Origin of the sequence: Erwinia mallotivora (genome assembly GCF_000590885.1) — a bacterium.
Classification (GTDB): domain Bacteria; phylum Pseudomonadota; class Gammaproteobacteria; order Enterobacterales; family Enterobacteriaceae; genus Erwinia; species Erwinia mallotivora.
In genome coordinates this window covers 143263-163512 of the sequence record NZ_JFHN01000018.1, presented here as the reverse complement: position 1 = coordinate 163512, position 20250 = coordinate 143263, and the positions used below count along the sequence as shown (strand labels likewise).

Here is a 20250-nt window from a genome sequence, read left to right as displayed (position 1 = left end):
GCAGATTTATTACATATGAGCTAGCGAAATGTGAACTTTTTCTACAGGTCACTGTCACGCACTTTTATTACCTCCTTTTGCTGCCGCGACTGTTGGCTTCCGCAGGCACACCTGATACAAAGACTCCCTTACCTTTTTTTCAGTTACGGCAGGAAATAATGAGCAGCAGCCAGACCCTGGTAGTGAAACTGGGGACCAGCGTATTAACCGGCGGATCGCGTCGGCTGAACCGGGCACACATTGTCGAATTGGTGCGTCAGTGCGCGCAGCAACATGCGGCAGGCCATCGAATTGTGATTGTCACCTCTGGCGCGATGGCCGCCGGACGTGAGCATCTGGGCTACCCGGAACTGCCGCCGACCATCGCCTCAAAGCAGCTGCTGGCTGCGGTGGGGCAAAGCCGCTTAATCCAGCTGTGGGAGCAGCTGTTCTCCATTTATGGTATCCATATCGGTCAGATGCTGCTGACCCGTGCCGACCTGGAAGATCGTGAACGTTTCCTCAATGCGCGCGATACGCTGCGGGCTTTACTGGATAACCACATCGTGCCGGTGATCAATGAAAATGACGCGGTGGCGACGGCGGAAATCAAAGTCGGCGACAACGATAACCTTTCAGCACTGGCGGCGATTCTGGCCGGCGCGGATAAACTGCTGCTGTTGACCGATCAGGCGGGTCTGTTTACTGCCGATCCCCGCCATAATCCGCAGGCGGAACTGATTCAGGACGTCCGGGGTATCGATGACGCGCTGCGTGCGCTGGCCGGTGACAGTGTCTCCGGGCTTGGAACGGGCGGCATGACCACCAAGTTGCAGGCCGCTGATGTAGCCTGCCGCGCCGGAATTGATACCATTATCGCAGCTGGCAGCCGTGCCGGAGTCATTGCAGATGTTATCGACAGCAAGCCGGTGGGCACGCGTTTTCATGCCATGCAGACGCCGCTGGAGAACCGTAAACGCTGGATTTTTGGTGCGCCGCCTGCGGGAGAGATAACCGTGGATGATGGCGCACTCTCTGCAATTCTGGAGCGCGGCAGCTCACTGTTACCGAAGGGGATCCGCGAGATTAGCGGCAATTTCTCACGCGGCGAAGTGATCCGTATTCGCAGCCTTGAAGGTCGCGATGTTGCCCACGGTGTCTGCCGTTATAACAGCGATGCGATGCGAATGATTGCCGGGCATCACTCCCAGCAGATCAACGACATTCTGGGTTACGAGTATGGCCCGGTTGCCGTGCACCGCGACGATATGATTGTCAGTTAAGGAACAAGGCTTATGATGCTTGAAGAAATGGGTAAGGCCGCAAAAGCCGCCTCTTACCAGCTGTCGGTGCTCTCCACCGGGCAAAAAAATCAGGTGCTGATGACCCTTGCCGATCGTCTCGAAGCACAAAGCGATCAGATCCTCACCGCCAATGAACTCGACCTGGCGGATGCGCGCAAAAATGGCCTGAGTGAAGCGCTGCTGGATCGCCTGATGCTCAACCCGGCGCGTCTGAAAGGCATTGCCGATGATGTCCGTCAGGTTTGCCACCTGGCCGACCCGGTGGGCGTGGTGATCGATGGCGGCCTGCTGGACAGCGGCCTGCGTATTGAGCGTCGCCGCGTGCCGCTGGGCGTGGTCGGGGTGATTTACGAAGCGCGACCCAATGTGACGCTGGATGTTGCCTCGCTGTGCCTGAAAACCGGTAATGCGGTGATCCTGCGTGGCGGCAAAGAGACGTATCGCACCAATGGTGCCACCGTGCGTGTGATCCAGGATGCGTTAAAACAGCATGGTTTGCCTGCCGCTGCCGTGCAGGCGATTGAAAGCCCCGATCGCGAGCTGGTCAACCAGTTGCTGAAACTGGATCGTTATGTGGATATGCTGATCCCTCGCGGTGGGGCGGGTCTGCACAAGCTTTGCCGTGAGCAGTCGACCATCCCGGTGATCACCGGCGGTATTGGCGTATGTCATACCTTTGTCGATGCTGATGCCGATCAGAACGCGGCGCTGGCGGTGATCGTCAATGCCAAGAAACAGCGTCCAAGCGCCTGTAACTCGCTGGAAACCCTGCTGGTCCACGCTGCCATCGCCGACAGTTTTCTGCCTGCTTTAAGCCAGCGGATGAAAGAAGAGGGGATCAGATTACACGCCGATCCTCGCGCGATGACCCTGTTACAACAGGGGCCGGCAGAGGTGAGCGCGGTGACCGACGCACAGTATCGCGACGAATGGCTGGCGCTGGACCTCAATGTTAAGCTGGTGGACTCCCTTGATGAGGGCATCGCCCATATTCGTGAATATGGCACGCAGCATTCTGATGCCATCCTCACCCGCAGCATCACGAACTCGAACCGTTTTATTAATGAGGTGGATTCATCGGCGGTATACGTTAACGCCAGTACCCGCTTTACCGATGGTGCCGAGTTTGGTCTGGGAGCAGAAGTCGCGGTCAGCACCCAAAAGTTACATGCCCGTGGCCCGATGGGCCTGGAGGCGCTGACCACCTATAAATGGATCGCTTTCGGTAACGACACCCTGCGCCGCTAGGTTATTTTCATTCTTACGCCACAGGGATGTGGCGTTGTGCCCTTCAGGATAAGTTCTCGCTGTGCAAAATTAACAGGCGTGTTCAGATGATTACTTTCTCCCAGATATTGCCATTTGCTGCCATCGCCGCAGGGTTGGTGCTGACCCCTGGCCCCAATATGATTTACCTGGTTTCGCGATCCCTTTGTCAGGGCCGTAAGGCGGGCTGGATCTCGCTGGCTGGCGTGGCGATGGGTTTCATTTTCTATATGCTGTGTGCGGCAATGGGCATCACCGCGCTGATTATGGCGGTGCCACTTGCCTATGATGTGCTGCGCATCGCGGGGGCGCTTTACCTGTTGTACATGGCCTGGCAGGTCATCTTCGGCGGAAAATCACCTTTTCAGTTACGTCATCTGCCTGCTGACAGTAACCGCAAATTGTTCACCATGGGCTTACTGACCAATCCTCTTAATCCGAAAGTTGCACTGGTTTACCTGACCCTGCTGCCGCAGTTTATCAGGCCTGGACAGGGGGATGTCCTGGCGCAATCGCTGACACTCGGTACGGTGCAGATCGCCATCAGCCTGCTGGTCAACGCGCTGATTATCTATGCCGCAGGCACCATTGCCAGCCTGATGGCTGAGCGCCCTGTCTGGCAGAAAGTACAGCGCTGGCTGATGGGCACGGTGTTAACCGGCCTGGCGTTGAAAATGGTGTTTGACGGACGGAAATAACTCTGGTGATTAAATTTTCATCAGGCTGTGGTTTTTCAGGTGGTGCCTGCGGTAGCATGTAGTGACGTTGCTACCATTGCAGGAGAGGTTGATGAAAGTGACTACTATAACCAGCCGTTTGTTTAATCAGGCGCTGTCCAAAGCCAAAAAAGCGGCAGAAACGGGGCCGGTATACATTACGGATCGCGGAAAACCCGCCCACGTTCTTCTCACCTACCAGCAGTTTAAGCAGATGACCGGCTCACGCAGGAATATTCTGGATGCACTGGCCATGCCGGAAGCCGCTGATATCGAATTTGAGCCTGAACGCAGTACCATTATCAACAGGGAAACGGATTTCTGATGCGTTATTTACTGGATACCAATGTGGTTTCGGAACTGCGCAAAGCCGGGACGCGAAAAATTGATGCGAATGTTGCCCGTTGGGCGATGACGGTTGATGCGGGCGATCTGTTTATCTCTGCTATCACTTTACTGGAAATCGAAAGAGGGATCCTGAGTCTGGCGCGCAGGGATTTAAAACAGGCTTCGGTATTGCGGAAATGGTTTGATCTCCGGGTACAGAGCGAATTTGCGCATCGCTGCCTGCCGGTTGATGCTGATGTGGCGCTGCACTGCGCCGGATTGCATATCCCTGATAAACGTTCGGAAACGGATGCGCTGATCGCCTCTACGGCGTACTGGCATGACATGATTCTGGTGACACGTAATACCCAGGATTTTGATCACCTGGGAGTGGAGCGGGTTAATCCCTGGCTGGCGTCCTGACTGGCGTAAAACTCCGCCTCTACAGAGCAAAGCCGTCATTACCTTTCACACGGCTTTCTGTGGGTGTGGGAAATAATCCATTGCGCATCCCAGCGTTGCAAAAGTCAGGGCAGAAACTTACAGCCAGACGGGTTATCAGGCATAAAAAAACGGACGCCTCAGACGCCCGCTTATTTTCACTGTCGCAGCTTACTTAAGACAGCTGCTGCACTGGCCGCTCTGAATCTGCTGGAAGAAATCATTGCCTTTGTCATCCACCAGAATAAACGCCGGGAAATTCTCCACTTCAATTTTCCAGATCGCTTCCATTCCCAGTTCCGGATACTCCACGCACTCCAGGCTCTTAATACTTTGTTGCGCGAGGACGGCGGCTGGCCCGCCAATACTGCCAAGATAGAAGCCACCATGTTTGTGACAGGCATCGGTCACCTGCTGGCTACGATTACCTTTTGCCAGCATGATCATGCTGCCGCCGTGCGACTGCAACAGATCGACATACGAATCCATTCTTCCGGCGGTGGTTGGACCCAGTGAACCAGAAGCATAGCCTTCCGGCGTTTTCGCCGGGCCTGCATAATAAACCGGATGATCCTTCACGTACTGCGGCAGCCCCTCACCGTTATCAATACGTTCTTTCAGCTTCGCATGGGCAATATCACGCGCCACAATAATGGTGCCGCTGAGAGACAGCCGGGTGGAAACCGGGAAGTCTGAAAGCTGCGCCAGGATCTCCTTCATCGGACGATTGAGATTAACCTGCACCGCTTCGCCTTCTCCTGCCTGACGCAGACGTTCAGGAATAAATTTGCCCGGATTATCTTCCAGCTTCTCAATCCAGATGCCGTCACGATTAATTTTCGCTTTGATATTACGGTCGGCGGAACAGGAAACGCCCATCCCCACCGGACAGGAGGCACCGTGACGCGGCAGTCGGACCACCCGAATATCATGGGCGAAATATTTGCCACCAAACTGCGCGCCCAGCCCCAGATTCTGCGCCTCTTTCAGCAACGCCTGCTCCAGCTGAACATCACGGAAGGCCTGGCCATGCTCATTTCCTTCGGTAGGAAGGTTATCGTAGTAGTGAGTGGAAGCCAGCTTAACGGTTTTTAGTGTCGCTTCTGCTGAGGTGCCGCCAATGACAAAGGCGACATGGTAAGGCGGGCAGGCCGCCGTGCCGAGAGTCCGCATTTTATCCACCAGATAAGCCTGGAGTTTTCCCGGGGCCAGCAGCGCTTTGGTTTCCTGATACAGATAGGTTTTGTTGGCTGAGCCGCCGCCTTTGGCCACGCAGAGGAACTTATACTCGTCGCCGTCAACGCTGTAGAGGTCGATCTGCGCTGGCAGATTGGTGCCGGTATTCACCTCTTTGTACATATCCAGCGCGGCATTTTGCGAATAGCGCAGGTTATCTTCGATATAGGTCTGGTAGACCCCCTGCGACAGCGCCGCTTCGTCACCGCCGCCGGTCCATACCCGCTGGCCTTTTTTACCCATGATAATCGCCGTACCGGTGTCCTGACAGGTGGGCAGGATCCCTTTGGCGGCGATCTCTGAGTTGCGCAGAAATTGCAGCGCCACATACTTATCGTTTTCGCTGGCTTGCGGATCATCCAGAATATCCGCCACCTGCTGTTGATGGTCAGGGCGCAGCATAAAGGAAGCATCGTGGAACGCCTGTTTTGCCAGCAGCGTCAGGGCTTCTGGCTCCACTTTCAGTACGGGCTGACCATCGAATTCAGCGACGGAGACATGATCACGGGTGAGCAGATAGTAGTCGGTATCATCGTGCGCCAGCGGGAAAGGGTTCTGGTAATAAAACGGTTTATTTAACATCGCTCGCTTACTCCTAAAATTTAACCGCCGGAGGGCTCTCTCCGGCGGTTGTTAATCAGAACATCATTGCCATCCACGGGTAACCAATTACCAGCAGGGCGGCAAGGAAAATCGCCCCGAAGATAGTCCCCAGCCGCCAGTAGTCTTTGGTCGGCAGATAGCCACTGCCATAGTATATAGGGCTTGGGCCGGTGCCGTACGGAGTAATGATCCCCATGATACCCAGCGAGGTCACCATCAGCAGGCAGAAGACTTCCATATTCATGCCGGGAATGGTCGATGCGATGGTCAGCATGGCAGGCAACAGCGCGGTGGTGTGCGCGGTGGTGCTGGCAAACAGATAGTGCAGCAGATAAAACGCCAGCAGCAGCACAATAGTGGCGATGCCGGGAGAGATACCGCCCATCATCGCACCGCCTTCTTTACCCAGCCAGGCGATAAAGCCGGTGGAAGAGAGACCATCTGCCAGAGCAACCAGCGTGGCGAACCAGGCGAAGGTATTCCAGGCTGCTTTATTGCCGGTGATATCGCTCCACTCCAGCACGCCGGTCCACAGCATCAGCACAATCACTAACAGTGCGGCCATTGCCGGTTCAATAAAGCTTGCGGCGAAAATCCACATCACCAGCGCAGCACAGACCAGCACCAGTAACAGAATCTCATTACGTGACATCTTACCCAGTTTTTTCAGCTCACGGCTTGCCCACAGCGGAACCTCATCATTGACTTTGACTTCGGGCGGATAGAACCAGTAAGCCAGTAGCGGCATGGTCAGGATCAGTAACAATCCCAGCGGCAGGAAGGCGATAAACCAGGTACCCCAGGAGATGTTGATGCCAACGATACTTTTCACCAGAGCCAGTGCCAGCAGATTGGGTGCCAGCGCAGAAAGAAACATTGAGCTGGTAATACAGGCCGCGGTAATCGCAACCCACATCAGGTAAGAGCCAATTTTTCGCGCGCTGGGATCGTTCGGTTTAGAACCATAGAGCGGCGGCAGGTTAGAAATAATCGGGAAAATGGTGCCCCCACTGCGCGCGGTATTCGATGGGGTAAACGGTGCCAGCAGCAGGTCAGCCAGCGTAATGGCATAGCCCAGCGTCAGGCTGCGACGGCCAAGGTATTTAACCAGAATCAGCGCCAGACGGCGGCCAAACTGCGTTTTGTCGTAACCGGCAGCAAACATAAAGGCACCGAAGATTAACCAGACGGTGGAGTTACCAAAGCCGCTCACCGCCCATTTGAATGACTGGCCCGCCAGCTTAAATTTCGGGTCGGCCAGCTGTTCCGGGCTGAACAACAGCCACTGGCTGCCGAGCGCGATGACTACCACGCCGGTAAGGCCAATAACCGCGCCGGGCAGGGGTTCGAAAATCAGGCCAACGATTACCCCCACAAATACGGCGAAGAAGTGCCATGCGTGAGGTTCCAGTCCCTGCGGAACCGGCACCAACAACAGCAAAAGGCTGACGAAAACAGGTAGCGCCAGCATCAGCAGGCGTTTGCTACCGTCCTTCGCGTTGCCCGCTTTGTTCAGCGGCATAGAGATTGATTTATCAGTCATAGTTCAGATCTGCCAGTAGTTTAGAATTGGGTTCAGTCCAGTCGCTACCTGTCACTTTTTCTTATTTTCCTGCCATTTTCCGACTAACGGCGAGCGGTCATTCAGTCGCTTTCAGCACGTTAACTTATGCAGGAATAGTCATCTTCATGAAAAGAAAAATGACCTGTCGCATTATTTTTAATATGTATTAATAAAATGAAGGTGAATGACGTTAACTGAATATTTATATTCTGCGCCTTTTGATGTGATGATAATTGATCAAGATCAATAAACCACCTTTGCCAGTCTCTGATTTAATTTTTCAAATACCTGACTTTTTTATAAGGTTTATTTTTAACAGATGTGTAATTTAAAAAATCTGCGATTGTTCTGATGAGAGTGATTGTGTGTGATATATACACGAAGTTTTGATGTAATTAATTGAAAATTAACACTTTAAATCAAAAATTAAAAGTAAACGAGAGGTTAAATTAATGGGTGTTATTGTAATTTTTTTATTTTATGCACAATTTTATTCGCTGTATTTTCAGAACAGTACCGTGCTTCAATAGTTTTTTAACTAATGTAATCGATTTAGTAATTAAAAATAGGATTATATTGCATGCATGCCATCGATAAATAACCAGAGCGAAAAATAATTCCGGCAATCGAATATTAATTTCTTGTTTTAAAAATTCTGGAGTTGACAATTATGAGCAACCAATCGCTTATCTTCAGCCCGTTTACCCTGCCGAATGGTACTGAACTTAAAAATCGCCTGCTGATGGCACCAATGACTACCTGTACCGGCTATTTTGATGGCACGGTGAGTAGTGAACTGGTGGAATATTACCGGGCGCGCGCGGGTAGCATCGGAACCATCGTGGTGGAGTGCTGTTTTATCGACAGTCTCGGGCTGGCTTTTCCTGGCGCTATCGGTATCGATAACGACGAAAAAATAGCCGGTCTGGCAAAAATAGCGCAGGCAATCAAAGCTGAAGGCTCCAGGGCGATTCTGCAAATTTATCATGGTGGTCGCATGGTCGACCCAAAACTTATCGGCGGACGGACGCCGGTTGCACCCAGCGCGCTGGCGGCACCGCGAGAAGGTGCCGCAACACCGGTCGCGCTGACCACCGAAGAAGTGGCCGCAATGGTAGTGAAGTTTGGTGAAGGTGTCCGGCGTGCGATTCAGGCTGGCTTTGACGGCGTGGAAATACACGGTGCCAACACCTATCTTATCCAGCAGTTCTACTCGCCAAACTCCAACCAGCGCGACGACGAATGGGGCGGCAGCCGCGATAATCGTGCCAGATTTCCGTTAGCGGTGCTGGATATCACCCACCAGATGGTCCGCCAGTACGCTGATGATGCTTTTATTATCGGCTACCGTTTTTCCCCTGAAGAGATGGAAGTTCCTGGTATTCGTTTTGACGACACACTCTGGCTGCTGGAAAAACTGGCGGCGCGTGGCCTGGACTATCTGCACTTTTCACTGGGCTATGCGCTGCGATCGTCGATTGTTGATACCCGCGATCCGACGCCGTTAATCAGTAAGTATCTGGCACAACGCTCTGCGGCTCTGGCGGCGATCCCGGTAATGGGCGTCGGCGGCGTGGTAAATGAGGCGGATGTCAGTCAGGCGCTGGCGCACGGTTACGATCTGGTGGCCGTGGGGCGGGCGTGTATCGCTTATCCGGACTGGGCCGCTCGCATTGCCAGCGGGGAACAACCGGAACTGTACATCGACAGTACCCAACGCGAAGCAAAGCATATACCTGAACCGCTGTGGCGTTTTTCGCTGGTTGAAGCGATGATTCGTGACATGAGCATGGCCAGCGCGAAGTTTAAAGCGGGCACCTTCGTTGAGAAAGTGCAGGATGATGCCCATCAGCTGACCTTCAGCATCCAGCTTGAAAGCGATCGGATCGCGGCGATCGAGCTGGCTGACGGACCGGCCGACGATGTCAACTTCATCACCAGCTTTAGCGAAATACGCCAGCGTATTCTTACTGCCAACAGCCCGCATGTGGATGCCATTTCCGGCGCCACCTCGCAAAGTGAAGCGGTGAAAAAAGCCGTCTCCAAAGCAATGGTGAAATCCAGCAGGGAACGGATGATGGAGGAGGGCGGAAGTACCGGGGCAGCAGATGAGTATGACGTCGTGGTGGTAGGCAGTGGCGGAGCCGGTCTGGCGGCGGCCATCCAGGCCCATGATGAGGGTGCGCGGGTACTGATTGTGGAAAAAATGCCGACCCTCGGCGGTAATACCATTAAAGCCTCTGCCGGGATGAATGCGGCAGAAACCCGCTTCCAGCGGGTGAAAGGCATCCAGGACAGCAAAGCAAGCTTCTATGCGGAAACGCTGAAAGGCGGCAGAAACCTCAACAACCCGGCATTGCTGCACCGCTTTGTTGAAAATGCCCCCCAGGCCATTGAATGGCTGGCCGGTCACGGGATTATGCTCAATGACATCACCACCACCGGCGGCATGAGCACAGATCGCACCCATCGGCCAAGGGACGGGTCGGCAGTAGGCAGCTACCTGATCAGCGGATTAATGCGCAATATAGCCCGTCGTGAAATCACCATAATGACCGATACCACGGTGACCGAAATTCAGTCAGAGCAGGGCGAGGTCTGCGGTCTGTATCTGTTAAATGAAGAAAACGAACAGCTGATTATTCGCACCCGCAACATTATTATGGCCACCGGGGGATTCAGCGCCAACAGCCAGATGGTGGTGAAATACCGTCCGGATCTGGACGGTTTTGTCACCACCAATCATAAGGGGGCAACCGGCGGGGGAATTGCTCTGCTGGAGCACATTGGTGCAGGTACGGTGGACATGGGTGAGATCCAGATCCATCCAACGGTAGAACAGAACAGCTCCTATCTGATTTCGGAATCTATCCGCGGCGGGGGCGCTATTCTGGTTAATCAGCAGGGCAGCCGCTTCTGTAATGAGATGGAAACCAGAGATAAAGTATCGGCGCAGATTATCGCCCTGCCGGAGAAGAACGCCTGGATCGTCTTTGATGAAAATGTACGGATAAAAAACAAAGCCGCAGATGAATACATTGCACGAGGTTTTGTGGTCAGCGCGGATTCGCCTCGCCAACTGGCTGACAAGCTGGGGATGAGTCATCATCAGTTACTCGCCACGCTGGAACGCTATAACGGTTTTGTTGAGCCGCAGAATGACACTGATTTTGGACGTAAAACGGCAATGCGTAATCCGCTGAAAGCGGGGCCTTTCTACGCGATACAAATTGCCCCCGGCGTGCACCATACTATGGGCGGTGTCACCATCAATCCGGACACGGCGGTGCTGGATAAGCAGGGGCAGGTGATCCCCGGTGCCTTTGCTGCCGGTGAAGTGGTCGGTGGCCTCCACGGCGGGAACCGCATTGGCGGCAATGCCGTCGCTGATATCATTATATTTGGCACCCTGGCGGGCCATCAGGCGGCAAGCCGGGCAAAAAATTAAGTCATCTGCGCCCCGCCAGCCAACGGGGCGCGTCATAACAAGGAGCCTGTGATGTCGTCTGACTACCGCATATATGGCTACTCAGCCGTCTTAATGGGTTCTCCCATCCTGTTAAAATTGTTCGAAGATAACCAGACGCTGGCTTCTCAGGTATTTCGTCTGATTAAACAGTACGAAGACCTGCTGACCGTCAACCGCGCCCGCTCTGAGGTGATGGATATCAACCTGGCGGCGGGACGTCATCCGGTGGCGGTCAGCGCGCCGGTTTTTGCCTTAATCAAATGTGCGCTGGCGGCCAGCCTGCTGGAGGAGAGCTGCTTTAATCTGACCATTGGTCCACTGGTCAAGCGCTGGCGTATTGGTTTTAAAGGCGACAGCGTGCCGCCTGCCGACGAGATAGCCGGGCTATTACCGCGCACCCGTCCGCAACAGGTGGTGCTGGATGAGTCCGCTGGCACGGTGTTTTTGACCCGGCCCGGGATGGAAATTGACCTGGGGGCGATAGCAAAAGGGTTTATTGCTGACCGGGTTCGGGATTATCTCCGTGCGCAGGGCACGGAGCGGGCGCTGATCAACCTTGGAGGCAATGTCCAGACATTGGGCGCACCACCTGACGGCTGGTCTGTCGGACTGAAAAAGCCTTTTGCGGCTGCCGATGCACTGCTCGGCGCAATTAAGGTCACCGATAAATCTGTGGTCACGTCCGGAATATATGAACGCTACTTTGAGCAGGATGGACGCCGCTATCACCATATCCTTGATCCGCGCACCGGCTACCCGCTGGAGAATGAGCTGGAGAGCGTCACCATTGTCTCTGCGGATTCACTCGACGGCGATATCTGGACCACGCTGATTTTTGGTATGGGGGTGGAAAAGGGATGCGCGGCACTGCGCCAGCAGCCAGGAGTTGAGGCGATCTTTGTGACCAGACAGCATGAGGTGATCCTCTCTTCTGCTCGTCAGTTCTCCTTTACCCTGCTGGATAAAGCGTACCGGCTGATTACTGGCAGTACTGTTTAAGCAGCTCGTGGTGCTCTGCTTTCAGGCGGTAATGGTAAACAGGACGTCCGGTCAGTCCGTAATGGACGCTGGTATAAAGGATGTCAATTTGCGCAAGCCAGATCAGATATTTACGACATGACACCCGCGAAATATTCACCGCGCTCGCCAGCTCGTCGGTGGAAAACTCGTTCGCCGGGTGAGCATCAATCCACTGACACAGGGTGCGCAGGGTTTGCTGGGTCAGACCTTTCGGTAATTTGCGGGCATCGGCAACAACGGGCGTCCCGCTGTGCATCAGACGGTCAACATCAGCCTGTTCGTAATACTGATGTGACACCATCAGCTTTTTCTTCTCACGCCAGCCGGTCAGGGCCTCTTCGAAGCGAGGAAACTGGAAGGGTTTCAGCAGGTAATCCACCACTCCGTAATGCATTGATTTCTGAATAGTCGCGGCGTCAGAGGCGGAGGAGATCACAATCACATCAATCGGGCTGAGGGCCGCACGCAGCACGGGCAGCAGATCCAGCCCGTTGTCCTGTTGCAGATAGACATCCAGCAGGATCAAATCAATATGCAACGACGGATTGTTGATCATCTCTTCGGCCTGACGCAGGGTGGCTGCGTGACCGCAGCAGGCAAAGCCGGGCACCTGGCTGACATAAACGCGGTTCAGCTCTGCAACCATGGCATCGTCGTCAACGATCAATACATTTATCACTTATTTTTCCTTTCACTGTCCCAGGGTAACTGAACAAAAAACTGGGTAAAGACGCCAGGTTCGGATTCTACGGTAATCGTGCCGCCGAGCTGTTCAACCTGCTGCCTGGCGAGAGCCAGTCCGACGCCGTGTTCACCACCTTTGGTGGAAAATCCCTTATCGAAAATCAGCGGGACCTGTTCAGGGGGAATACCCGGACCGTCGTCGCTGACTTCGCAACCCAGCCAGCCATTCTGATAGTGCAGCAGCACGCTGACTTCGCCTGCGGGCTGGCCCGACATGGCTTCAAGCGCATTCTCGATAAGATTACCGAGCACCGTAATCAGCACGGCAACCTGCTGTTCATTGGGATTATCCGGTACCAGACACTCTTCTGCCAGCGTCAGTATATGGCCTGCATCGCGCGCACGGTTCATTTTACCCAGCATAAAACCGGCAATGACCGGCGATCGCAGCTTGTGCTGCAAAGAGCCAATCTCTTCCTGATAGTTATTGGCGGTTTGCAGAATGTAATCTTCCAGCTTGCTGTAATTTTTCATATGCAGCAGGCCGAGGATCACGTGCAGTTTATTCATAAATTCGTGCGACCGTTCGCGCAGCGCATCGACATAGCTGACCATACCGTCCAGCCGCTGCATCAGCATCTGGATTTCCGTTTTGTCGCGAAAGGTACTGATTGCGCCAATCACCTGATTATTGTTGCGCACCGGCAGAATATTGCACAGAAACAGGCGGCCATAGCTGCGAATTTCCCGATCCTGTACCGGTTTGCCGCTGCGCAGTACCTCACCCAGCGCGGCCACCAGCGGGCCTGGCTCGACGCGTTTGCCCTGCTGGAATTCATCCGGCGACAACAACATTTTACGAGCGGCATGGTTAATCAGCGTCACCCGCTCCTGGCTGTCGATGGCGATGACACCCTCTTTCAGGGATTGCAGCATGGCCTGTCGTTGTTCAAAAAGGGATGAAATTTCATGCGGTTCAAGGCCAAAAAGGATTCGCTTAAGCATTCGTACCAGCACGCCTGTCCCCAGTGCGCCAATCAGCGCACTGAACAAAACGGTCCACAGCACGTTCCAGCGGCTGCGGCTGATTTGGTCCGCCACCTTACTGAGGGAGATGCCAACGGAAACCACGCCGATTTGCTGGTGCCGATCGTCCCAGACAGGCGTGAATACGCGCATAGCTTCGCCGAGCGTCCCCCGGTTTACCGCCGCATTTTCATGTCCGGCGAGGGCGGGATTGATATCATCGCCAATAAATCGTGCGCCGATGGTGGCAGGGTTAGGATGGGAGTAGCGGATACCCTGCATATTGGTTATCACCACGAACATCAGTCCGTTGCGCTGCTGAACGCGATTTGCCACGGTCTGGATGCGATAGCTGTCGGGCGGCAACGTCAGGCTCTGTTTTACTTCGGGATCGTCCGCCAGCGTGCGGGCTACGGCAAAGGCGGCAGCTTTCACACCATCGCGGGTGAGATTGCTGATATGGACAAAATACAATGCAAAAATCACCACCAGCATCGGGACAATCACGCAGCCTACCATCAGTGACACCGAGGTACTGAGTTTCAATGGTCGCCTGGGTGCAGGCTTATGGAGTTGTGTGTCAGCCATTATTTTCCCATTGCAAAGCGCAAACCGTGATTATCGCTGATGGCCCGGCATTGATAAAGCGGTGCAGGCCATTCACCTGGCGCACTGTACAGCAGATGTCACCCCTGACGATGTTAACAACAGGATTATTCCTCAGGTGGTGGAGGCATTAAGTCAGGCGCTTTTTCAGGAAATAAACGAGGGACGAAATATCTGGAGCAGGCATTATTCATCACGGAAAAAAGAAGTCACAGGACGGTCCCTTTCAATTTTTACCGATGTAAAAACTGAAAATATATTGCTTGTGCATATTGGGGAATCGTAATAATCGAATATGACTGAGCGGCCCGTGCGGAATTAATTATATTTAGTGTCGTTTCGCACCAGCCAGCATAAAAATACCTGCTATATTTTTCGGTGGTCTACACACACTGTTAAGGAAAATAAAATGCAGAAACTATCTGGCGTCATTTTAATTGCTTCTCTGGCTTTCGCTCCGGTGGTATTCAGTGCTCCGCAGGGTACGCTCAGCGTGCATATTCTGAATCAGCAAACGGGGCTTCCTTCGGCAAACGTTAATGTCACCCTGGAAAAACAGCAGAATAACCAGTGGGTCCCGCTGGCCGATGGCAAAACCGATAATGACGGGCGCATTAAATCGCTGTTTCCGTCCGATCAGGATATGCAGCCCGGAAATTATAAAGTCACCTTTAAAACGGGTGACTATTTTCATCAGCAAAAGATGGCCTCTTTTTTTCCTGAAGTCCCGGTACTGTTCACGGTGACGGAAAAAAATGAAAAACTGCATATTCCGTTGTTACTCAGCCAGTTTGGCTATTCAACCTACAAAGGGAGTTAACCGCCACCGCGTTCCCGGCGGGTGGCCGGGAGCGCTTGCTGCCTTATTAATCTCCCCTGGCCGCGCATTTATTCTTGCTGTTCCACATCGTCTGTTGGATTGCCACTGCGCGCTCGCTGGCCATTATTCTGTTCAGCCTCGCCTCTTTACCCCCTTTATCAACGACTCTGGTAAAGTGTCTCGCCCTGCTGTATTTCGCTATCGTTCGGGAAGCAGCCGGACTTTCAGATGGTCGCGTTAAAAAGGAAAGAGTGAATGCTGAAAGAGAATTTCAACGAATTGCAGATCTTTCTGGTCGTTGCACGGGAACGAAGTTTTACCCGAGCCGCCGCAAAACTGGGCGTGTCACAATCCGCTCTCAGCCATGCTATTAAGGCGCTGGAGGCGCGTCTTAATCTGCGGCTGCTCACCCGCACCACCCGCAGCGTCGCCGCCACCGAAACCGGTGAACGCATTATTGCCTGCCTCGAACCCCGCCTCGCTGAAATTGAACAGGAGCTGGAAACGCTGGTGCAGTTGGATGGCGCGCCGTCCGGCAATATCCGGCTGTCGGTAGGCGAACATGCAGCACGCAGTTTGCTGTGGCCAAAGTTAAAACCTTTTTTGCAGCAATACCCGGAAATCAACGTCGAACTGGTGGTCGATAATGGTCTGGTTGATATTGTCGAAGGGCGTTTTGATGCCGGGATACGGCTGGGAGAGAGCGTCGATAAAGACATGGTTGCGGTGAGGATCGGACCGGACATGCGCATGGCTGTCGTCGGCTCACCTGACTATTTTGCCACCCATCCTCTTCCGGAGACGCCGTATGATCTCCAGCATCATCGCTGTATCAACATGCGCCTGCCTACCGCAGGAGGTTTGTATCACTGGGAGTTTGAGAAAGACGGTAAGCCGCTGCGGGTCAAAGTTACCGGGCAGTTAACCTTCAGCCTGTTAACGGAAAGGGTGGACGCGGTGCTTTCTGGCTTCGGGATCAGCTGCCTGCCGGAGGATCTGGTTCAGCAGCATGTGGAATCGGGTGCGCTGATTCAGGTGTTAGAGGCGTGGTGCCCCAATTTTTCCGGTTATTACCTCTACTACCCCAGCCGCAAACAGCACCCGCCTGCGTTCGCCTGTTTGATTGACGCGCTGCGTTACTGACAGGGCCTGAAAACGCGCGTCAGGCCCATCAGTGACTAACGTCCCACGCGCGCCTGGATGGCGGCAGGATAGCGCTCGCCCACAATCTTAACCGCTGTCAGCGCCCCGGCAATCTTCTGCAACTCATCCGGGGAGAGCGTGAAGGTCGTCGCGGCAAGATTTTCATCCAGCCGGTGAAGTTTGGTTGTTCCCGGAATGGGCACAATCCAGGGCTTTTGCGCCAGCAGCCATGCCAGCGCAATCTGGGCAGAGGTGACCCCTTTTTCTGCCGCCAGCTCTGCCAGCAGCAGCACCAGCTTTTTGTTCGCTTCCAGCGCTTCTGTGGCAAAACGCGGAACCTTACTGCGGAAATCATCCTCACCAAAGGTTGAACCGGCATTGATGGCACCGGTCAGGAACCCTTTACCTAACGGGCTGAAAGGCACAAAGCCAATGCCCAGTTGCTCCAGCAGCGGTATGATCTCCTGCTCCGGCTCTCGCCACCACATAGAGTATTCACTTTGTAATGCGGTAACCGGCTGGACGGCGTGGGCGCGGCGGATGGTCTGTGCCCCGGCTTCGGAAAGACCAAAATGCCTGACTTTTCCCTCAGCGATCAGATCTTTCACGGTTCCTGCCACATCTTCAATCGGGACATCGGGGTCAACCCGGTGCTGATAAAGCAGGTCGATCACCTCGGTTTTAAGCCGTACCAGCGAACCTTCCACTGCCTGACGGATGTGTTCCGGCCGACTGTTTAAAATTTGCTGTTTATTATCATCACCAAAAGTGAAGCCAAATTTAGTGGCAATCACCACCCGATCGCGGAAGGGTTTCAGGGCTTCGCCGACCACCTCTTCATTCAGGTACGGGCCATAAACTTCTGCGGTATCGAAAAAAGTGACGCCACGTTCCACCGCCGCACGGATCAGTTCAACGGCTTTGCGGGTATCCGTTGCCGGGCCATAACCGTAGCTCAATCCCATACAGCCCAGTCCCAGCGCTGAAACTTCCAGCCCGGATTTTCCGAGATAACGTTTTTCCATCGTTCTGTCCCTCATCGTCAGTTTTGCAGGGATTACACGTCCAGCTTACGCGCAGTAAGCCACTCCACTCTGGCGGGGTCGCGATGCGAGAAAAAAGCGCTGGTGGCGCTGTCCATCGCGGTAATTTGCCCCATTTCCGCCTCGCTAAGCTGAAAATCCAGAATATGCATGTTTTCTTCCATGCGTGCTTTGCGTACGGTTTTTGCCAGAGAGACGATTCCACGCTGGAAGATCCAGCGCAGCACAACCTGACCGACGCTTTTGCCATATTTCTCACCAATGGCAGTCAGCTGCGGATGCTGAAATAAGCCGTTTTTACCCTCAGCGAAGGGGGCCCAGGCCTCAGGCTGAATACCCCGGCTCTGCATCCAGGGGACGGGATGCAATTGCTGGTTAAATGGGTTGACTTCAATCTGATTCACCGCCGGAACCACCTTATTAAAAGCCATCAGATCGGCCAGCCGGTCCGGATGAAAATTGCTGACGCCAATAGCGCGAATTTTTCCGGCATGGTGCAATTCTTCCATCGCCCGCCATGCGCCATGTACATCGCCATAGGGCTGGTGGATGAGATAGAGATCAACATAGTCCAGTTGCAGGCGATTCAGGGAGCGCTCGAACTGGGCTTTTGCCCCCTGATAATGGGTGTCCTGAAGCCACAGTTTGGTGGTGACAAACAGCTCGTTGCGGGCAATGCCGCTCTGCTTAAGCGCATTTCCCACCTGCGTTTCATTCTGCCAGGACGCGGCGGTATCAATCAGCCGGTAGCCGACCTCCATTGCGTCCAGAACCGCGCGTTCACATTCCGCGGCATCGGTCATCTGGAAGACGCCAAAGCCGAGCAGGGGCATGTTAACGCCATTATTCAGTTTTACAGTTTGCATCATGTCATCCTTACGCTGCACAGGGAGGTAACCTTAGCGCAGGGGGACGGATTTTTTCAGTGGCGTAATCTGCAAGGGGCTATCAGCTCAGCTCATCAATCAGCCCGGAGCGGGTGCTTCTGGCAGGGAAGTAAGCGGATTCGAAGAAGAAAGAGTAGGGAGATCACGCTGCATGGCAGGCAATCTGTCAGCGGCACTCAGCAAATGAGATGCTGACAAATCGCCCTGTTTACCAGAACCACGAGCACATGGCGCAACAGTAAACTATTGTAATAGAAAGCAATATAAGCTCTACAGGTTTAATAAGCGTCATGGTTTTCACTGGCGGTTTTGGTTAAGTACTTAATTCATCGGTCCGGCTGTCAAAAACTTTAACCGAAAGTGGCCTGTTACTTGTATTTATTACAAAAAGAGCTACGCCAGCCGTTATCTTGCGCCGACAGCTTCGCTGCGCTCCTCAGCAGAAAGCCTGTATACCCGTGAACGACTCCCGGCAGATGCACCCTGTCGATACGCCGACCTTATCACCGCCAGCGCGGTGAGCATCACAGCAAGAAGAGAGGCCGGGCGATAGCGGCCTGCAAGGATCTTCGTCAATGTCATGGCTGTTCACCTGAGAATACTCCGCAAGCCGTCAGGCAACCTTGCCCCTGACCGGGAAGAACGACTACAGTTCTGGTTCGAAAGATCTTTCCCCGGAACGCAGACGACAGGGAGCCATAATGAAAAAAGTCCTTGGCACTTTTTTACCGTTGTATACCACCACCCTGTTGATGTTGCTTGGTTCCGGCCTGCTGACGACTTACGTCTCATTGCGGCTGGCTCACCAGCAGGTCAGCGGCGGCCTGATTGGCGGCATCACCGCCGCCCATTACATAGGGTTGGTGATCGGCGGCAAAGTCGGGCACAACCTGATTGCCCGTGTCGGACATATCCGTGCCTATGTGGCCTGTGCCGGAATTGTCACCGCCTCGGTACTGGGGCATGGCATTACCGACTATCTGCCGATGTGGATTTTTCTGCGCCTGATTATCGGTTTGTGCATGATGTGCCAGTATATGGTGCTGGAAAGCTGGTTGAACGATCAGGCGGAAACCGAACAGCGTGGAATGATTTTTGGTTTCTACATGGCCGCAACCTATCTGGGGCTCTCCTTTGGACAGATTATCCTGATGACGGAGATTGGCTCCGGCAGCAGCAGTTTGCTGATTGTGGCTCTCTGTTTTGCGCTCTGTCTGGTTCCCATCGCCCTGACCACCCGCACCAATGCGCAGCCCATGACGCCTGCTCCTATGGAGCTGGGCTATTTTTTCCGCACCATCCCTAAAATTCTGCTGATCATTCTGATTACTGGCATGGCCGTCGGCGCGTTCTACGGTATGACGCCGGTCTACACCAGCCTGTTGGGCTTCAGCACCCAGCAAACTGGCCTGTTTATGGGGATCACCATTTTTGCCGGCTTGATCTCGCAGTTTCCCCTCAGCTGGCTTTCGGACCGAACGGACCGGCACCGGCTGTTACTGTGTACGGCGTTACTGTATGCGCTGGCTGCGCTGCCACTGATGTTGCCCTTTCGGTTTGATTTCTGGTGGGTGGTGCTGGCCGCCTTCATCACCAGCATGATGCAGTTTTCTCTCTATCCACTGATTGTGGCGATGGCAAACGACAGTGTGATGGCGGAACGCCGTGTTTCGCTGACCGCCTGCCTGCTAATGGCCTTTGGTGTCGGAGCCTGTATCGGTCCGCTGGTAACCGGTGCGCTGATGCAACCTTTGGGCGGCAATCTGCTTTATGGCTTCTTTTGTCTCTGCGGGATCGGCATTGCCGTAATCAGTCAGCTTCATGCCAGAGTGCAACCGGAGACGAGTGATGCGGCCATTCCGAATGTCGCGATGCCAGACAGCCTGACCAGCTCGCCGCTCGCCGCCGCACTGAATCCTACCATTGCTGAAGAGGAGATTCAGGCGACGATGGTGAATACCGAAGAGGAGCAACAGGAGCAAGCGGAAGTCGCGGAAAAATAAGCCCGACGGTAAATGCGCCTCATCAGGCCCGGCACTCAAGGCAGAGCCTGATGAAACATTCTTTCGTTGAAAGAACTGTTTGACGATGTTTGCCCGGTTTGATTACTATAACG

General features: G+C 54.0%; 17 protein-coding genes. 10 read left to right on the top strand and 7 right to left on the bottom strand.

Annotated features, from left to right (window positions below):
• The first annotated feature begins 158 nt into the window (after window positions 1–158).
• The 5 genes from proB (at window position 159) to BG55_RS01985 (ending at window position 4015) form a co-directional block, all read left to right on the top strand.
• Complete coding sequence (gene proB, locus BG55_RS02005; protein WP_034933803.1) at window positions 159–1262, top strand: glutamate 5-kinase; 1104 nt, start codon at window positions 159–161, stop codon at window positions 1260–1262.
• A gap of 15 nt (window positions 1263–1277) precedes the next feature.
• A complete protein-coding gene (gene proA / locus BG55_RS02000) occupies window positions 1278–2531 on the top strand; it encodes a glutamate-5-semialdehyde dehydrogenase (RefSeq protein ID WP_034933965.1) in 1254 nt (417 codons plus the stop codon).
• 86 nt (window positions 2532–2617) lie between these two features.
• The gene (locus tag BG55_RS01995; RefSeq protein WP_034933800.1) at window positions 2618–3247 is read left to right on the top strand and encodes a LysE family translocator; all 630 of its coding nucleotides are present in this window, start codon (window positions 2618–2620) and stop codon (window positions 3245–3247) included.
• A 91-nt stretch (window positions 3248–3338) separates the two neighbouring features.
• Window positions 3339–3590 carry a type II toxin-antitoxin system Phd/YefM family antitoxin gene (locus tag BG55_RS01990; protein ID WP_200871586.1) on the top strand — a complete coding sequence of 84 codons (252 nt, stop codon included), beginning with the start codon at window positions 3339–3341 and terminating at the stop codon, window positions 3588–3590.
• Entirely contained in the window at window positions 3590–4015 is a 426-nt protein-coding gene (locus BG55_RS01985) for a type II toxin-antitoxin system VapC family toxin (protein WP_034933795.1), read from the top strand. Before BG55_RS01990 ends, BG55_RS01985 begins: the two co-directional genes overlap by 1 nt.
• 189 nt (window positions 4016–4204) lie before the next feature.
• On the opposite strand, the gene fumA is transcribed toward BG55_RS01985, so the two are convergent.
• Both fumA and BG55_RS01975 read right to left on the bottom strand, forming a co-directional pair.
• The gene (gene fumA, locus BG55_RS01980; protein ID WP_034933793.1) at window positions 4205–5851 is read right to left on the bottom strand and encodes a class I fumarate hydratase FumA; all 1647 of its coding nucleotides are present in this window, start codon (window positions 5849–5851) and stop codon (window positions 4205–4207) included.
• A 55-nt stretch (window positions 5852–5906) separates the two neighbouring features.
• Window positions 5907–7415, bottom strand: coding sequence for a DASS family sodium-coupled anion symporter (locus BG55_RS01975; RefSeq protein ID WP_034933790.1), 1509 nt, complete (start codon window positions 7413–7415; stop codon window positions 5907–5909).
• A 691-nt stretch (window positions 7416–8106) separates the two neighbouring features.
• On the opposite strand from BG55_RS01975, the gene BG55_RS01970 reads away from it, so the two are divergent.
• Window positions 8107–10884 carry a flavocytochrome c gene (locus BG55_RS01970; protein WP_034933788.1) on the top strand — a complete coding sequence of 926 codons (2778 nt, stop codon included), beginning with the start codon at window positions 8107–8109 and terminating at the stop codon, window positions 10882–10884.
• Window positions 10885–10935: 51 nt separating this feature from the next.
• Window positions 10936–11904, top strand: coding sequence for an FAD:protein FMN transferase (locus tag BG55_RS01965; RefSeq protein WP_034933784.1), 969 nt, complete (start codon window positions 10936–10938; stop codon window positions 11902–11904).
• On the opposite strand, the gene dcuR is transcribed toward BG55_RS01965, so the two are convergent.
• Both dcuR and BG55_RS01955 read right to left on the bottom strand, forming a co-directional pair.
• Window positions 11885–12604 carry a two-component system response regulator DcuR gene (dcuR, locus tag BG55_RS01960; RefSeq protein WP_034933781.1) on the bottom strand — a complete coding sequence of 240 codons (720 nt, stop codon included), beginning with the start codon at window positions 12602–12604 and terminating at the stop codon, window positions 11885–11887. The genes BG55_RS01965 and dcuR overlap by 20 nt on opposite strands.
• Window positions 12601–14223, bottom strand: a complete 1623-nt coding sequence (locus BG55_RS01955; RefSeq protein WP_034933776.1) for a sensor histidine kinase — start codon at window positions 14221–14223, stop codon at window positions 12601–12603. The genes dcuR and BG55_RS01955 overlap by 4 nt, the downstream gene beginning before the upstream one ends.
• Before the next feature lie 427 nt (window positions 14224–14650).
• Here BG55_RS01955 and uraH point away from each other — a divergent pair, with 427 nt between their 5' ends.
• Together uraH and BG55_RS01940 are read left to right on the top strand one after the other, a co-directional pair.
• Complete coding sequence (uraH, locus tag BG55_RS01945; RefSeq protein WP_034933767.1) at window positions 14651–15061, top strand: hydroxyisourate hydrolase; 411 nt, start codon at window positions 14651–14653, stop codon at window positions 15059–15061.
• A gap of 255 nt (window positions 15062–15316) precedes the next feature.
• Window positions 15317–16204, top strand: a complete 888-nt coding sequence (locus BG55_RS01940) for a LysR family transcriptional regulator (RefSeq protein ID WP_034933764.1) — start codon at window positions 15317–15319, stop codon at window positions 16202–16204.
• Between the two features lie 35 nt (window positions 16205–16239).
• Here BG55_RS01940 and BG55_RS01935 read toward each other — a convergent pair whose 3' ends face one another.
• The 3 genes from BG55_RS01935 to BG55_RS22750 form a co-directional block, all read right to left on the bottom strand.
• Window positions 16240–17229 (bottom strand): aldo/keto reductase, encoded by a 990-nt coding sequence (locus BG55_RS01935; RefSeq protein ID WP_034933762.1) that lies wholly within the window; start codon window positions 17227–17229, stop codon window positions 16240–16242.
• Window positions 17230–17261: 32 nt separating this feature from the next.
• The gene (locus BG55_RS01930; protein WP_034933758.1) at window positions 17262–18113 is read right to left on the bottom strand and encodes an aldo/keto reductase; all 852 of its coding nucleotides are present in this window, start codon (window positions 18111–18113) and stop codon (window positions 17262–17264) included.
• A gap of 426 nt (window positions 18114–18539) precedes the next feature.
• The gene (locus BG55_RS22750) at window positions 18540–18716 is read right to left on the bottom strand and encodes a hypothetical protein (RefSeq protein WP_160170826.1); all 177 of its coding nucleotides are present in this window, start codon (window positions 18714–18716) and stop codon (window positions 18540–18542) included.
• A gap of 119 nt (window positions 18717–18835) precedes the next feature.
• Between BG55_RS22750 and BG55_RS01925 the strand changes: the two genes are divergently transcribed.
• Window positions 18836–20137 carry an MFS transporter gene (locus BG55_RS01925; protein ID WP_034933756.1) on the top strand — a complete coding sequence of 434 codons (1302 nt, stop codon included), beginning with the start codon at window positions 18836–18838 and terminating at the stop codon, window positions 20135–20137.
• Window positions 20138–20250 lie beyond the last annotated feature (113 nt).